The following is a 15,662-nucleotide window of genomic DNA, read 5'->3' as shown; positions in this document are numbered from 1 at the left end:
GTTCAAGGTCATATTCGGAAGCTGAAAAATCTCTTCTTCTACTTATCGGCAAAACTGCGCCAGACTATAGCCAGTTCTGGCGAAAAGCCAGTTTGCCCCGTTCCGGGCGTAGATACTCTATGCGATGATCGCGTCCAACCATGGCTAACGAAACGAAGGTTCCAACTCCACGGCCGACCACGCTCGAAGGCTGGGTAAAGCTGCTCGAAGGCGTACACCTGCCGGTGCCCCAGGCCAGTCACGACTTGGTCTGCAAGGCTGTTGCCGACAGCCGCCGGTCATTGCGAGACATCGCCGAACTGATCCAGGACAGCCCCGCCCTGGCGTTGAGTGTCATCCGCGAAGCCAACCATCACACCCACGGCAGCCTTGCAGAACCTGCGGAAAATCTCGAAGTAGCGATCAACCGCCTCGGCCTCAAGCGCACCGAAGAACTGCTTGCACGCCTGCCCTCGCTGCCGGAACAGCAGATACCCGTCGCCCTGCGCCAGGTGCAATTGATCAGCCAGCACGCAACGCAACAGGCCAATGGTTTTTTTGCCAGCCGCCTGGCGCGGCTGTGGCAAGACATCCACTGGGGCAGCCTGCTGTTTCTGTCGCCGCTCTGGCCACTGGCCCTGACCCACCCACGCTTGCTGGGAGAGTGGGAGTTGCGGGTCATCCATAAAGGCGAGCCAGCCAGCAAGGTGGAGCGCGAACTGTTCGGCGTCGGCCTGCTGAAAATTTGCCTGGCCCTGGTAGAAGCCTGGCGCCTGCCGATCTGGGTGATGCAAGGCTATCGCCTGTTGCTCAGCGAACGCCGCGAGCTGGTAAAAGTGCTACGCATTGCCCGGGACAGCGAACACCCGCTGCGCCAACAGAATCGCCTGGACGATGACCCAACCCTGCGGCGCTGGCTCAATCAGCCGGCCAATACCGTGCTACTGGCCAACGGCCTGGCCCTTTCGGCACAACAGGCGTGGGATTGCCCCCATAGCCAGCGCTGGCAATACCTGACCAGCTTGTATCTGCAAATGCCGATGGATGAAGTCCAGCAGCAACTGCATCAACAAGCCGTCATCAGCGCCCGCCACCACGCCATGCCAGATCTCTGGCATCCAGCTGTGGCGCTGATCTGGCCCTGGGACAGCCACCGCATCCACCCTGGGTTGCTGCCGCCCGCCCCACCCAGCGCCGAAGACCTGACCCGGTGGCGCAAGCAATGCTCTGCCCTGCTGGTGGAACCGAGCCCCTTCAGCAATGCCATGCACCTGACCACCTCGGCCCGGGATGCGTTGGCGGCCTGCGGCATGCGCCGGGTGATGATCCTGATGGCCGACCGCAGCCAGACCAGCGTGCGCGTGCATCAAACCGCTGGCCTGCCTGCAGAAGCTGCGGCCATGAGTTTCTCCATCAGCCAGAGCAAGGTCCTGCAACGGTTGCTGGCCCAGCAGGCCCAGGTTCGCCTGACCCCGGACAACAATGCCCAGTTTTCCGCGCTGCTGCCGCCGGGCCTGCGCAGCCTGTTCCGGGGTGAGCACCTGCTGTTGCGTTCGCTGACGTGCAACGGCCGGGTGATCATGCTGGTGGTGGTCGATCAGGGCGGCGGACCGTTTTCGGATGTGACCGTACAGGCCTTCGGCAAAACCGTGCAATGCATCGAAAGGGCCTTGCATACCTTCACCAACCGCGGCCGCTGAACTTGATACAATCGTTTCCCTTTGCGCCCCTGGAGACCTCACATGCCTGACTTCTCTGGCTTGCCGCTGGTGATCGAGCCGAGCGAGCTGCTGCCGCGCCTCGACGCCCGCGAACTGATTCTGGTGGACCTGACCAGCGCCGCCCGCTACAGCACCGGGCACATCCCCGGCGCACGCTTCGTCGACCCCAAGCGTACGCAACTGGGCCAGCCCCCAGCGCCAGGCCTGTTGCCGGCCAAAGCCGATCTGCAAGCACTGTTCGGCGAACTCGGGCACAACCCGGATGCGGTCTACGTGGTCTATGACGATGAAGGCGGCGGCTGGGCCGGGCGCTTTATCTGGCTGCTGGACGTGATCGGCCACTCGAACTACCACTACCTCGACGGCGGCCTGCTGTCGTGGCTGGACGAGGGTTTGCCGGTCTCCACTGAAGTGCCCGCCCCCGTCGCCGGCCCGGTAAGCCTGACACTGCACGACGAACCCACTGCCACCCGCGAATACCTGCAAAGCCGTCTCGGCGCCGCCGACCTGGCGATCTGGGACGCACGCGGTCCACTGGAATACTCCGGCGAGAAAGTCGTCGCCGCCAGGGGCGGACACATCCCCGGCGCGGTCAACTTCGAATGGACTGCCGGCATGGACCAGGCGCGCAACCTGCGCATTCGCAAGGATATGCCACAGATCCTTGAACAATTGGGCATCACGCCGGACAAAGAAATCATCACTCACTGCCAGACCCACCACCGCTCTGGCTTCACCTATCTGGTGGCCAAGGCGCTCGGTTATCCACGAGTCAAAGGCTATGCCGGTTCCTGGGGCGAATGGGGCAATCACCCCGACACCCCTATCGAGCTCTGAAGTTCTTAAGGACAGTTAATGAAAAACCGCTTGTTCATCCTCTCTCAATACCTGCTGCCCCATCATCTGCTGTCGCGGCTGGCCGGCTGCATTGCCGAATGCCGTGTGCGCTGGTTCAAGAATGCCTTTACCGCGTGGTTCGCCAAGCGTTATCAAGTGGACATGTCCCAGGCCCTGGTGGAAGACCTGACGGCCTACGAGCACTTCAACGCTTTCTTCACCCGCGCCTTGAAAGACGGCGCCCGCCCGCTGGACTCAACCCCGGGGGCGATCCTCAGCCCCGCCGACGGTGCCGTCAGCCAGCTCGGCCCGATCGAGCATGGCCGGGTATTCCAGGCCAAGGGGCACAGCTTCAGCGTGCTGGAACTGCTCGGTGGTGACGCGGCCAACGCGGCGCCATTCATGGGCGGTGACTTCGCCACCATTTACCTCTCGCCCAAGGATTACCACCGGGTGCACATGCCACTGGCCGGCACGCTGCGGGAGATGGTCTACATTCCCGGGCGAATTTTCTCGGTCAACCAGACCACTGCTGAAAACGTTCCTGAGCTGTTTGCTCGTAACGAGCGCGTGGCGTGCATTTTCGACACCGAGCGTGGGCCGATGGCCGTGGTCCTGGTGGGCGCGATGATCGTGGCATCCATCGAAACCGTCTGGGCCGGCCTGGTGACACCGCCCAAGCGTGAACTCAAGACTTTCCGCTATGACGAAGCCGCTCGCGCACCGATCCACCTGGAAAAAGGCGCCGAACTGGGCCGCTTCAAACTGGGCTCGACCGCCATTGTGCTGTTCGGGCCGGACCAGGTGAAATGGGCTGAAGAACTGGTGGCCGGCTCACCGGTGCAGATGGGCCAGGGGCTGGCGCTGCCAAAGGCCTGAGTAAAAGATCAAATGTGGGAGCGAGCTTGCTCGCTCCCACAGGGTATCCAGCATAGATAGCGCACGTCTTTCGGCTACAACTGCTAGAGTTGGAAACATCCCTTTCATTTCCCGCCGGAGCCCGTCCACGGCATGAATGAGACCAGCCCTCTCCAGCTATTGCGTGTCCTGACCCCGACGCAATCACGCCTGTCGTTCTGCGACGCCACGCCACGCGACCTCAAGCGCTGGATCGCCAACCTGCCCAAGGCCAACATCGGCGAAACCGCCCGCTTGCTGTACCAGGCCCTTGGCGAACTCAACCAATTGCTCACGCCCAGCGACAATCGCCTGCAACTGCTCGAACTGCTGCGGCCCGAGGTGTATTACGTCTGCAAGCACCTGGAGCGGCATTTCCTGCAACAAGCCATTGTGCTGGATGAGCGCTCGCGCAAGATCGTCAACCTGTGCCAGGCCCTGCAAAGCCATCTGGCGATGGGCTACAAACAGATCGTGGCACGCATCGCCTCGAAGTACACCAAGGATCAGGCCCGCCTGCTGAGCACTGCATTGCAACGGGCCATGCATGCCCTCGACGGCACCCTGCTGCGTGTCACCCAGCTATATAGCCCTGTGCCCGAAGGGCTGTGGCTCGACTTGCATCAGTTGTATCGGATTGCCTGCCAGCACCGCTTGCAACACCTCAACGTAGGCGATGAACTGGCCAGCCAGGTTCATCAGTTGAGTGCCGAGCAAACCTATGTGGTCGCCCTGCTGCTGGGCGCTTCACGCAGCAATCAACTGCGCCAGGGTCAGATCGCCCGGCTGGCCGAGGTGCTGGAATCCTGGAGCCAGTGGGTCAAGATGGATCCGGCCGCCGTCACCGCCAGCTTGTTTGCCGTTGCACCGGAACTGGACATCGGGCCGCGTTATCGCTCCAAGTTCAGGGCCGAGCAGCAGCCGACCTTGCAGGGCTTTGATCCACAGCCACTGGTGTGCGCGATCACCACTCACCTGGCACAACCGGCCGATCACACCCTGCCAGTTCCTGGCGGCATGAGTGCCGACACCTTGCATCACCTGCAAGCCGCCTGGGGCGAAGCGGCCGAACGCAGCTTCCAGCGTACCGAGGGCAACGGCACGCTGACCCTGTGCGTGGGCATGAGTGCGCTGCACTATTACCTTGGCGGCGAGCGCTCTTTCAGCGAAATACTGAAAACCCCCAACACACGCAAGGCCCGTTTCGAAGCCTTGCCAACCAGGACCAACGACACCTGGAAGCAAGCCTTCGACGCCGCCCCGGCCGGCGACAACGAGCTGTTGCCCTATGAAGAAATCGAGTATCCGGTCAATCCGGCCGATGACGACGGCACCAGCTCTGACAACCAGCATCACTTCCCCACCTACGACTTGCCGATCATCAATCACAGCCCTGGCGGTTACTGCCTTGGTTGGCCGAAAGAGGTGCCGGAACAACTGCAAGCGGGGGAAATGGTCGGTATCCGGGACACCAGTGATCAAGCCTGGAGCATCGCCGTGGTGCGCTGGATCCGCCAGGTACGCAATGGCGCCATGCAAATGGGCATCGAGCTTGTCGCCCCCCATGCCCAGCCGTGCGGGTTGCAACTGGTCCGCCAAGAGAATGAGCACGGTCACTACCTGCGCGGGCTGTTACTCCCCGAGATCAGCGCCATTGACCTTCCCCCCACCATGATCGCCCCGCGCCTGCCCTTCCAGGAGGGACAGCAGGTGCTGATCAATACCAACGGCCAGGAACGCCGCGCCGGGCTGGACCGACGGGTCACCAGCACCCACAGCTTCAACCAGTTTGCCTATCACCAGGAGGATTCAGCCGCCACCGAGGATGGCAGCGAGCAAGAAGGGAATTTTGATTCGTTGTGGAAGTCGCTTTAAGCAGCGCTGCGCCCTCTGTTTTGATCGTTCCCACGCTCCGCATCACCTTCCAGAAGCGGAACGCGGAGCATCCCCGGCGACGCTCCCACGCAGGAGCGTGGGAGCGATCAAAATCGAAATATTACTCAGAGCTGCCCGTCACGATCCCTGAAGCCCAGCAGATACAACACTCCATCCAGGCCCAGCGTAGAGATCGCCTGCCTGGCCGACTGCTTGACCAGCGGCTTGGCCCGGAACGCTACGCCCAAGCCGGCGATCGCCAGCATCGGCAGGTCGTTGGCGCCGTCGCCCACGGCGATGGTCTGCTCCAGGCGCAGGCCTTCTTTTTCGGCCAGTTCACGCAGCAAGTCCGCCTTGCGCTGGGCATCGACGATCGGCTCGACGGCGACGCCGGTCACCTTGCCGTCCACCACTTCCAGTTCGTTGGCGAACACGTAGTCGATGCCGAGCTTGGCCTGCAACTGCTTGGCGAAATAGGTGAAGCCGCCGGACAGGATGGCAGTCTTGTAGCCCAGACGCTTGAGTTCGGCGAACAGGGTCTCGGCACCTTCGGTCAGGCGCAGGGAGGCTCCGATGGAATCCAGCACGCTGACGTCCAGCCCCTTGAGCAGCGCCAGGCGCTCCTTGAAGCTGGCACGAAAATCCAGCTCGCCAGCCATGGCTCGCTCAGTGATGGCCGAGACCTTGTCGCCGACGCCGGCAGCCTTGGCCAGTTCGTCGATGACTTCAGCTTCGATCAGCGTCGAATCCATATCGAACACCGCCAGGCGACGGTTACGACGGAACAGTGAGTCTTCCTGGAACGCGATGTCGACGTTCAGCTCCTGGGCCACGCTCAGGAACTCGGCACGCAACGCCTGGGGGTCAGCCGGTTCGCCGCGCACGGAGAACTCGATGCAGCCCTTGCCTTTGTCGTCCGGAGTGTCCAGCGGCATGCGCCCGGATAGACGGTCGATGTGATCGATATTCAGGTCATATTTGGCGGTGATCGAACTGACGCGCTGCAATTGTTCGGCAGTGACCTTGCGGGTCAATAGCGTAACGATGTGGCGCTTCTTGCCCTGGCCGCTCACCCAATGCTGGTAGTCGGCTTCGGAGACCGGAGTGAACCGCACCTGCTGGTCGAGTTTGTACGCGGTGAACAGGATGTCCTTGAGCACCGACTTGCTCTGTTCGGCGTCCGGGATTTCAACCAGGATGCCGAACGACAGCGTGTCATGAATCACCGCCTGACCGATGTCGAGAATGTTCACACCACCCTGGGCCAGAACGCCAGTAATGGCCGCAGTCAGACCCGGACGGTCGCTGCCAGTGATGTTTATCAGGACGATTTCGCGCAAGGCGCACCCCCGCAGGTGGAAAAAAACCGCATTCTACCCACATTCAGTGACCATCGGGCACCGCCAGTGCTTTGCCGGTCATGGGGCTGTCGCTATACTGCGCGTCAATTTCACGGACAAAGAGCCGAGCTCAGTGAACCGGCCCACGCCAGTCAAAACCGACAATTTCTTCCTGCTGATCTTCCGTGCACTGCGCCACCGTCGTGTGCCGATTGCATTGCGCATTGCCAGCCATAACGTGATCCTGGTCGCCTTGGCCCTGGTCATCTATGCCTGCGTGATGGGCCTGCAGTTCAAGCAGGCCATGCATGAGCAGGCCGATGCCCTGGGTGAGAGCCTGACCACCCAGACCGCCACGTCCGCCACTGAGCTGCTGGTGTCCAACGACATCCTCAGCCTCAATGTACTGCTCAACAACCTGACCAAGAACAAACTGGTGGCCCACGCTGCCATCTACAGCGTGGACAACCGCATCCTCGCCGAGGCCGGCCAGCGGCCCAAGCCTGGCCTGCTGGGCGAATCCGGCGGCATGTACCAGAGCAAGATCACCTTTCAGGACGTGACCGCCGGGCAACTGCGCATCAGCCTGGACATGGATCAGTTCCAGCAACCGATGACCATCAGCCTGCAAAGCATGGGCATCCTCAGCGCGATACTGCTGGCGCTGGCACTGGCCTTGAGCCTGCGCCTGGGTCGCCACATCTCCACGCCGCTGCTGCAATTGCGGGTCTGGCTGCGGGACATCGACGAACACACCCCGGCCACCCAGCGCCAGGACGAAATCGGCGACCTGGCCCGGCAACTGCACGCCAGCTTCGCCCCGGAACCTGAGCCTGTACCAGAGCCCGAGGACATCGACTACGTGGATGACGACGATGCCGAGCCAGGCTTCGAAGTGCGCAACCTGCGCGATCCGGGCTTCGATGAAAGCCAGCCGATGCCTGCCGCCAAAGCGGCTCCACGCCATGTGGTGCGTACGGTTGAAGACGATGAGGACGACGACGCCTTTGCCGATCTGCGGGACGAATCGATCGCCGGCGGGCCGCAGCCAGTCGTTCGGCCTGTCACCTCGAACCAGCCACAGCACAGTGCCGTGCTGGCCGTGCAATTGGGCGCCCAGGAACAACTGCGGCGCCTGCCCCAGGCGCGTCTGAAGGAACTGCTCGAACGCTACCGCGACTGCCTCGACCAGGCCGCCTCGCTGTATCAGGGCGAAGTGCACACCCTGAACGACGGCAGCACGCTGATGCTGTTCCATACCGAAGACAGCGGTGACGACTACCTGACCAACGCCATCTGCTGCGGTGAATTGCTGCGAGCCCTGGGCCACCAGTTGCAGATCGAGGTCGCCGACAGCGGCATCACCCTGCAATTGCAACTGGGCCTGACCTTGGGTGACGAGCTGTTCGGCCTGAGCCAGATCGACCTGCTGCTGACCGAAACCGCCCAGGACGCCCTGGCCCTGTCGCAGCACAGCCGCAACCTGCTGCTGGTGGAGCGCAAGATCAACGACAATGCGCTGATCCGCCAACGCGCGCGCATCCGCCCCATCGCCAGCCCGGAAGGCGCGTGCTGCGTGGAGCGTCTGATGGAGCCCTATCCATCGATGCTGGAACGGCAACTGGCACGGATGCATGAACGCCAGGGTTGAGCCTCAGCACTTGAAATGACGAAGCCCGCAGATGAGTGATTGTCTGCGGGCTTTTTTGTGGCTGCGCCGCCGACATCGCGAGCAAGCTCGCTCCCACACTGGGTCTGCGGCTTGCAGAGATCCCTGTGGGAGCGAGCTTGCTCGCGATGAGGCCAGGACAAACAGAGCAATCCAGGCTACAGAGTCGCGCCCACCCAGCAAATCCTAGCTGTCGGGCTCAAACGAATACTCAAAGGACACTTGTGCCGGCTCACCATGGCCAGCCACATAGCTGCCATTGCCACGCAGACTGACCAGTTCTCCGGTGCCGGCACCTTCCACGACACTCCAGGTACTGCGCGCTTTACCGTCGGAAAATGATCCCGAATGCCGGGCTACGAATGTTCCACGTTGACCTGCCACCACCGCACAAATCCGCTCAAACCCTACGAAGCACGCGGTGCCGTCGGCACTATAGGACATCAGGTATTCGACACTGCTGGTTCCCTCGATAGCGCCGCTATAGGACTGCGTGATTTTGGCATGTGAGAGTTTGGGGGCGCCCTCAAGAATTTGGGAGGGATTTTCATCCCAGCCCGTTATCTGAAATGTGCAACTGGCAGTCGTTTTCATAGGGATTCAACTCTTCCTTGTCGTTATTCGGGGGAGGCCTGATGTGCCGGGCACTCATCTTGCCTGACGTCGTTGAGAAATAAGAGTGCAGAAACAACAAAGCCCGCTATCAAGGCGGGCTTCGTTTTGCATCCTTTCCAACCATCAGAACCTGAACACTTCCATGTCCGTGCGAATTGGCAAGGCCATGGGAATCTTGTCTTTTTCCTTCTCAACCGGCTTGGCTGGGGCAGGAGCGGGCTTGCGTGGAACTTCTGCGACAGGCGGCTGGTTGGCCAAAGGCTTGAGCGAGACGGACAACTGCTCGGCCAGGCGCTGCAGAAGCACGCCTTGGGCCTGGACTTGCGCAGCGGTGGTGCCGGCATGTTGTTCTTGCAGGTGCACAATGCGGTTCTCCCGCACCTTGCCTCGACGGTCGATCAAGCGCCATTGAGCATCAAGCACCGCCGGTTGCGATTTGCCCGAATCCAGGCGGGTAATCGACAGCAACACCTGGACATCCGGCGTAAAGCCTTGAGTGGCCGGCGCCAACACCACGCGCTGGCTGTCCAGATGCCCGGCCACCTGGCGCAGCAGCAACTGGTCGATGTCCGAAGACAGGCTGCCGGCCCAGCGACCGTCAGTGGCGGCCTGCAGGCTACCGTCCGGTTGGCGTTGCAATAAGGTTTCGCGTTGCAGGTAGTCCGCGATCAACACCGGCCCCAGCAAGACCGCCATGCCTGCGCTTTGCGCAGGCTGAGCCGGGGTTCCACTGTCGAGTTGATACAGCGACACAGGCTGGTTGACGCTGCAACCCGCCAGGCCAAGCAGGCCAGCGAGCCACAAAATAGGAAGGCGCAGAGCAGTCATCGTCCCGTCCAGGTGGCGGCCACAAGGCTTACCACAGTGAAAAAAAACTCGGTCAATATGAAGAACGCTCGGCCACGCCGGCGCTTGAAAGGGCCTATCATCCGTGAATATGCGTTCCGACTCCAGCGCGAAAGCGTCGGCCTGCGGCTTTTAATCGCAGACCGAGCCCTCTAGGACGCTTAATTCAGGTTTTCGACGAGCAGTGCATCAACCCGTTGAAATCCCCTTGGAAGCTTGTTGCCCCGCCGACCGCGTTCACCTTTGTAATGTTCAAGATCGTCTGCCTTCAACGAAAGCGTACGCTTTCCAGCCTGTAGCACAAGCGTGGCGCCTTCAGGTAACACTGCAATATCCGTGACATATTCCTCGCGGCTGGCCACCCGTTCGCCGGAAATACCGATGATCTTGTTGCCCTTGCCTTTACCCAACTGAGGCAGGTCGCTGATCTTGAAGACCAGCAAGCGACCTTCGGTCGTTACCGATGCCAGCCAATTGCTCTCGCGGTCGCTGACCGGGCGCGGCGCAATGACCTTGGCGTTGTTCGGCAGGCTCAACAACGCCTTGCCCGCCTTGTTCTTGGCTTGCAGATCCTCACCCTTGACCACGAACCCGTAACCCGCATCCGATGCAATAACGTACAGCCCATCATCATCAGGCATCAGCACGCATTCAAAAGTTGCACCCGGTGGCGGAGTTAATCGTCCAGTCAGCGGCTCGCCCTGGCCGCGAGCCGAAGGCAGGGTGTGGGCCGGCACCGAATAGCTGCGCCCGGTAGAGTCGACGAAAACCGCAAACTGGTTGGAACGCCCGGCCGCCAGCGCCTTGAAACCGTCCCCGGCCTTGTAGGAAAGCCCCGCCGCGTCAATATCATGACCCTTGGCGGAACGCACCCAGCCTTTTTCCGACAGTACGACGGTCACTTTCTCGTTTGGCAGCAGGTCGTGCTCGGTCAGCGCTTTGGCTTCGGCACGCTCGACAATTGGCGAACGACGGTCGTCGCCATAGGTCTCGGCGTCCTTGAGCAGTTCGGTGCGCACCAGCTTTTTCAGCTTGGCTTCGCTGCCCAGCAGCGCTTGCAGCTTGGCCTGTTCCTTGAGCAGTTCATCCTGCTCGGCGCGCAACTTCATCTCTTCCAGCCGCGCCAGTTGCCGCAGACGGGTATCGAGGATGTAGTCGGCCTGGATTTCACTCAGGGCGAAGCGCGCGATCAAGCTGGCCTTGGGGTGTTCCTCGGTGCGGATGATGTGGATCACTTCATCCAGGTTGAGGTAGGCGATCAGCAAACCGTCCAACAGGTGCAGGCGGCGTTCGACCTTGTCCAGGCGGAATTGCAGGCGCCGGCGCACCGTTTTGACCCGAAACTCCAGCCACTCCACCAGCAGCGCCCGCAGGTTCTTCAACTGCGGCTTGCCGTCCAGGCCGATGATGTTGATGTTGACCCGGTAACTGGATTCCAGATCGGTGCTGGCGAACAGGTGCTGCATCAGTGCGTCGTGATCGACCCGGCTATTGACCGGAATGATCACGATGCGGCATGGGTTTTCGTGGTCGGACTCATCGCGCAGGTCGGCAACTTGCGGCGCTTTCGATGGTTTTGCCTGCATCATCGCCGCAATTTGTTCCAGGACCTTGGCCCCGGAGACTTGATGCGGCAATGCGGTGACGATGATGTCGCCATCTTCAATGTGGTACACGGCGCGCATGCGCACCGAACCGCGACCGGTCTCGTAGATTTTCAGCAGGTCGGCGCGCGGGGTGATGATCTCCGCTTCGGTTGGGTAGTCCGGGCCCTGGATGTGCTCGCAGAGTTGCTCCACCGTGGCTTTGGGCTCGTCCAGCAGACGCACGCACGCCGTGGCCACTTCCCGCAGGTTGTGAGGCGGTACGTCAGTGGCCATGCCCACGGCGATGCCGGTGGTGCCATTGAGCAGGATATTCGGCAAACGTGCCGGCAACACCAAGGGTTCATCCAGGGTGCCGTCGAAGTTCGGGCCCCAGTCCGCCGTGCCCTGACCCAGTTCGCTGAGCAGCACTTCGGAATAACGCGACAGCCGCGCCTCGGTGTAACGCATGGCGGCGAAGGACTTGGGATCGTCCGGCGCACCCCAGTTGCCCTGCCCGTCCACCAGGGTGTAGCGATAGCTGAACGGCTGGGCCATCAGCACCATGGCTTCATAGCAGGCCGAGTCACCGTGGGGGTGGAACTTACCAAGCACGTCACCGACGGTACGCGCCGACTTCTTGTGCTTGGAATCGGCATCCAGCCCCAGCTCACTCATGGCATAGATGATTCGCCGCTGGACCGGCTTCAAACCGTCGCCAATGTGCGGCAAGGCACGGTCCATGATCACGTACATGGAGTAATTGAGGTAGGCATTTTCGGTGAAGTCAGCCAGCGATCGGCGCTCTACGCCGTCTAAGCTGTCTGCAAGAATGTCGCTCATGCGGGCCTCATCAGTTCGTTGTCTGGCGCAGCAGCATGGTGCCGTCGCGCTGGGTAAATTCAAGTTTGTTCAGGGCGCTCATGCCCAGCAGCACTTGCGTGCCACCCAGGCCTGGCGCCACCAGGGCACGGACATCGCGCAAAACGATGTCACCCAATTGCAGCCGGTCGATGCGGGTGCGATAGCCCTCGCTCAAACCGTTGGCGGTACTCAACGTCACGCCGAAACCTTTTTCCAGCTTGAGGCGCTCGGCCAACTCCACCGGAATCGCCACGTCGGTGGCGCCCGTGTCGAGCATGAAATCCACCGGCTGGTCGTTTATCTGACCGCTGGCGACGAAATGCCCCTGCACATTGCCGACCAACTTCACCTCGATAAACCCTTCGCCTCTTTGCGAATACACCTGGGCATTGGGGTTTTGCTGGCGCTGCTCCCATTGAGCAAAAAACCGCGTTGCCAGGAACAGCGCCGCGCACCAGGCCAAGATCATCAACACCCGGCCAGCACGCTTGCCCGGCGGCTGCTGACTCATGGCGCAGCGCCCCAGCCACCGTCCGGCGCGGCGAAGCGCCAGATGATCGGCCGAGTTTCGCCGTCAACCCGTGCACCGTCGTTGTTGTCCAGGCCGATCCAGGCACCCTCGGCGTCCACGACCAGCGCTTCGGCCAAACCATAGGCCTGTGGGTAACGCCGATTATCCTGCAACGCCTCGGCGGCGAACGACCAGCAGCGCTCCACCTTGGCCGTCAGCGGGTCACGCCGGCAGATCTGGAAGGCGTTGCGCTCCAGGGTAAACAGCTTGCCGTTGAACAATGACAGATCGGCGAAATCCCGTGAGACCGCCTTCGCATTGACGAACTGCGCAGGCTGCATCTCCAGCCCCGCTTCGCTCAGCAGCACGCAATTGCCATCACAGTCCCACACTGTTTGCTGGCGCTTGATCAGCAACAGACCACGACGTTCGCGCTCGGCCGCCAGCCATAATTGATCGCCAGCCGGGTTGATCGCCAGGCCTTCGAACAGGGCATTGAAATGCAACAACATGCCACTGGCACGGGCCTGACGGATCAGTGTCGGGGCGATTTTCAACCAGGACGCAGGTCCCGACGGCGGCACCTGCAACACCGCGGCATGGGACTCGCTGACCACATAGCGATTGCCAGCACTGTCGCAACTGATGCCTTCGAAATCCAGCTCGCCACCGCGCAGGAACGACGCCGCCCAGGTTCGGGATTTCAAGCCCCAGGGGAAACCGCTGTCCGGAACCTCAGGCACCTCGATATCGACCACTTGCGCCTGCCAGACAGGAGCCTCGGACGGCGCGAGACGATAGATCCGATCATCGTCACGATCAGACACCGTCCACATTTCGCCGCCGCACAGGGCCAGCCCGGACAGATTACCGCCGCGCATGCCATCGACGGCGTGCTCGGACAGCAACGTCAGTTCGGGTGCAGGTTCGGCAACGACAACCCCCGCCCACAGCAATAACGCCAGGGCGAAACCGTTGCGCATCAGGCCAGCACCTCGGCCAGGTCCCCTTTGGATTCGAGCCAGGACTTGCGATCACCGGCGCGCTTCTTCGCCAGCAGCATATCCATCATCTCCGACGTCGCCTCGAAATCATCCAGGGTCAACTGCACCAGACGGCGAGTGTTCGGATCCATGGTGGTTTCGCGCAGTTGCGGCGGGTTCATTTCGCCCAGGCCTTTGAATCGAGTGACCTGCGGCTTGCCGCGCTTCTTCTCGGCCACCAGACGGTCAAGAATGCCGTCGCGCTCGGCTTCGTCGAGGGCGTAGTAGATTTCCTTGCCCAGGTCGATCCGGTACAGCGGCGGCATCGCGACGTAGACGTGGCCGGCGTCCACCAGCGGACGGAAATGCTGGACGAACAACGCGCAGAGCAACGTGGCGATGTGCAGGCCGTCGGAGTCGGCGTCGGCGAGGATGCAGATCTTGCCGTAGCGCAACTGGCTCATGTCCTCGGCGCCTGGATCGACACCGATGGCCACCGCGATGTTATGCACCTCCTGGCTGGCCAGCACTTCGCTGCCGTCCACTTCCCAGGTGTTGAGGATCTTGCCCCGCAGCGGCAGGATTGCCTGGAACTCTTTGTCCCGCGCTTGCTTGGCCGACCCACCGGCGGAGTCACCTTCCACCAGGAACAGCTCGGAACGCATCGGGTCCTGCCCGGCGCAATCGGCGAGCTTGCCCGGCAACGCCGGCCCTTGGGTGATGCGCTTGCGCTCGACCTTCTTGCTGGCCTTGAGGCGACGGCCGGCGTTGTTGATTGCCAGTTCCGCCAGGGCCAAACCGGTTTCCGGGTTGGCGTTGAGCCACAGGCTGAACGCGTCCTTGACCACACCGGAAACAAACGCCGCCGCTTCACGGGACGACAGGCGCTCCTTGGTCTGGCCGGAGAACTGTGGTTCCTGCATCTTCATCGACAACACGAAGGCAATCCGTTCCCAGACGTCCTCCGGCGCCAGCTTCACGCCACGGGGCAGCAGGTTGCGGAACTCGCAGAACTCGCGCATCGCATCGAGCAAACCCTGGCGCAACCCGTTGACGTGGGTGCCGCCCTGGGCCGTGGGAATCAGGTTGACGTAGCTTTCCTGGACGCTTTCGCCACCTTCGGGCAGCCACAACAGCGCCCAGTCCACCGCTTCCTTGTTGCCGGCCAGGCTACCGCAGAACGGCTCGTTGGGCAGGCGTTCGAAATCGTTGACCGCGTCCACCAGATAAGAACGCAGGCCGTCTTCGTAATGCCACTCGACTTTCTCGCCGGTGGCCTTGTCCTCGAAACTGACCAACAGCCCTGGGCACAGCACCGCCTTGGCCTTGAGCACGTGCTTGAGGCGGGTGACGGAGAATTTCGGCGAGTCGAAATACTTCGGGTCCGGGGCGAAATACACGCTGGTGCCGGTGTTGCGCTTGCCGACGGTCCCGATCACTTCCAGCTCAGTGGCCTTGTAGCCATCGGCGAAAGTCATCTGGTATTCGTTGCCGTCACGCTTGACCCGCACCCGCACCTGGGTCGACAAGGCGTTGACCACAGAAATACCCACCCCGTGCAGACCGCCGGAGAACTGGTAGTTCTTGTTGGAAAACTTGCCGCCCGCGTGGAGCTTGGTGAGGATGAGCTCGACACCGGACACACCCTCTTCAGGGTGAATGTCCACCGGCATGCCGCGACCGTCGTCGCTGACTTCCAGCGAATGGTCGGCGTGCAGGATGACCTGCACCGACTTCGCATGCCCGGCCAAGGCTTCGTCGACACTGTTGTCGATGACTTCCTGGGCAAGGTGGTTCGGCCGACTGGTATCGGTGTACATGCCGGGGCGCTTGCGCACCGGGTCGAGGCCCGAGAGGACTTCGATGGCGTCTGCGTTATAAGAGCTAGCGCTGGGAGTGGCCATGGGGTCTCGTCGTCAGTGTTCAATGAAAAAGGGGCGAT

The 15,662-nt window shown here is 61.7% G+C and carries 12 protein-coding genes; 5 read left to right on the top strand and 7 right to left on the bottom strand.

Features of this window, described 5'->3' with window-relative positions; genetic code table 11:
• Positions 1-140 precede the first annotated feature (140 nt).
• From J9870_RS02625 to J9870_RS02610, 4 genes are all read left to right on the top strand, one after another.
• Positions 141-1,679: an HDOD domain-containing protein gene (locus J9870_RS02625; protein WP_210642582.1), complete on the top strand. Its 1,539-nt coding sequence runs from the start codon at positions 141-143 to the stop codon at positions 1,677-1,679.
• 42 nt (positions 1,680-1,721) lie between these two features.
• Positions 1,722-2,537, top strand: coding sequence for a thiosulfate sulfurtransferase (rhdA, locus tag J9870_RS02620; RefSeq protein WP_210642581.1), 816 nt, complete (start codon positions 1,722-1,724; stop codon positions 2,535-2,537).
• A gap of 18 nt (positions 2,538-2,555) precedes the next feature.
• Positions 2,556-3,416 carry an archaetidylserine decarboxylase gene (asd, locus tag J9870_RS02615; RefSeq protein ID WP_210642580.1) on the top strand — a complete coding sequence of 287 codons (861 nt, stop codon included), beginning with the start codon at positions 2,556-2,558 and terminating at the stop codon, positions 3,414-3,416.
• 132 nt (positions 3,417-3,548) lie between these two features.
• On the top strand, positions 3,549-5,309 hold the full coding sequence (locus J9870_RS02610) for a molecular chaperone (protein WP_210642579.1): 1,761 nt from the start codon (positions 3,549-3,551) through the stop codon (positions 5,307-5,309).
• Between the two features lie 125 nt (positions 5,310-5,434).
• Here the strand turns inward: J9870_RS02610 and serB are convergent, their stop codons facing one another.
• Positions 5,435-6,649: a phosphoserine phosphatase SerB gene (gene serB / locus J9870_RS02605; RefSeq protein ID WP_210642578.1), complete on the bottom strand. Its 1,215-nt coding sequence runs from the start codon at positions 6,647-6,649 to the stop codon at positions 5,435-5,437.
• Between the two features lie 133 nt (positions 6,650-6,782).
• Here serB and J9870_RS02600 point away from each other — a divergent pair, with 133 nt between their 5' ends.
• Positions 6,783-8,300, top strand: coding sequence for an AhpA/YtjB family protein (locus J9870_RS02600; protein ID WP_210642577.1), 1,518 nt, complete (start codon positions 6,783-6,785; stop codon positions 8,298-8,300).
• Between the two features lie 204 nt (positions 8,301-8,504).
• Here the strand turns inward: J9870_RS02600 and J9870_RS02595 are convergent, their stop codons facing one another.
• The 6 genes from J9870_RS02595 to parE all read right to left on the bottom strand — a co-directional run bounded on the left by J9870_RS02595 (position 8,505) and on the right by parE (position 15,624).
• Complete coding sequence (locus J9870_RS02595) at positions 8,505-8,912, bottom strand: DUF3224 domain-containing protein (protein ID WP_210642576.1); 408 nt, start codon at positions 8,910-8,912, stop codon at positions 8,505-8,507.
• Positions 8,913-9,056: 144 nt separating this feature from the next.
• Entirely contained in the window at positions 9,057-9,761 is a 705-nt protein-coding gene (locus J9870_RS02590) for a PqiC family protein (RefSeq protein WP_210642575.1), read from the bottom strand.
• Positions 9,762-9,940: 179 nt separating this feature from the next.
• Positions 9,941-12,205: a DNA topoisomerase IV subunit A gene (gene parC / locus J9870_RS02585; RefSeq protein ID WP_210642574.1), complete on the bottom strand. Its 2,265-nt coding sequence runs from the start codon at positions 12,203-12,205 to the stop codon at positions 9,941-9,943.
• A gap of 10 nt (positions 12,206-12,215) precedes the next feature.
• On the bottom strand, positions 12,216-12,737 hold the full coding sequence (locus J9870_RS02580; protein ID WP_210642573.1) for a TIGR02281 family clan AA aspartic protease: 522 nt from the start codon (positions 12,735-12,737) through the stop codon (positions 12,216-12,218).
• Positions 12,734-13,720: an esterase-like activity of phytase family protein gene (locus tag J9870_RS02575; RefSeq protein WP_210642572.1), complete on the bottom strand. Its 987-nt coding sequence runs from the start codon at positions 13,718-13,720 to the stop codon at positions 12,734-12,736. Before J9870_RS02575 ends, J9870_RS02580 begins: the two co-directional genes overlap by 4 nt.
• Positions 13,720-15,624, bottom strand: a complete 1,905-nt coding sequence (gene parE / locus J9870_RS02570) for a DNA topoisomerase IV subunit B (RefSeq protein WP_210642571.1) — start codon at positions 15,622-15,624, stop codon at positions 13,720-13,722. The genes J9870_RS02575 and parE overlap by 1 nt, the downstream gene beginning before the upstream one ends.
• Positions 15,625-15,662: the final 38 nt, after the last annotated feature.

Source organism: Pseudomonas sp. Tri1 (assembly GCF_017968885.1).
Lineage (GTDB): Bacteria > Pseudomonadota > Gammaproteobacteria > Pseudomonadales > Pseudomonadaceae > Aquipseudomonas.
The sequence above is the reverse complement of the archived record's forward strand: the minus strand, read 5'-3'. Positions and strand labels throughout refer to the sequence as shown.

Coding starts and splice junctions, on each gene's coding strand:
- rhdA (WP_210642581.1), top strand. CDS start 1,722: ATGCCTGACTTCTCTGGCTTGCCGCTGGTGATCGAGCCGAGCGAGCTG.
- J9870_RS02610 (WP_210642579.1), top strand. CDS start 3,549: ATGAATGAGACCAGCCCTCTCCAGCTATTGCGTGTCCTGACCCCGACG.
- J9870_RS02580 (WP_210642573.1), bottom strand. CDS start 12,737: ATGAGTCAGCAGCCGCCGGGCAAGCGTGCTGGCCGGGTGTTGATGATC.
- J9870_RS02595 (WP_210642576.1), bottom strand. CDS start 8,912: ATGAAAACGACTGCCAGTTGCACATTTCAGATAACGGGCTGGGATGAA.
- J9870_RS02590 (WP_210642575.1), bottom strand. CDS start 9,761: ATGACTGCTCTGCGCCTTCCTATTTTGTGGCTCGCTGGCCTGCTTGGC.
- asd (WP_210642580.1), top strand. CDS start 2,556: ATGAAAAACCGCTTGTTCATCCTCTCTCAATACCTGCTGCCCCATCAT.
- parC (WP_210642574.1), bottom strand. CDS start 12,205: ATGAGCGACATTCTTGCAGACAGCTTAGACGGCGTAGAGCGCCGATCG.
- J9870_RS02625 (WP_210642582.1), top strand. CDS start 141: ATGGCTAACGAAACGAAGGTTCCAACTCCACGGCCGACCACGCTCGAA.
- J9870_RS02575 (WP_210642572.1), bottom strand. CDS start 13,720: ATGCGCAACGGTTTCGCCCTGGCGTTATTGCTGTGGGCGGGGGTTGTC.
- parE (WP_210642571.1), bottom strand. CDS start 15,624: ATGGCCACTCCCAGCGCTAGCTCTTATAACGCAGACGCCATCGAAGTC.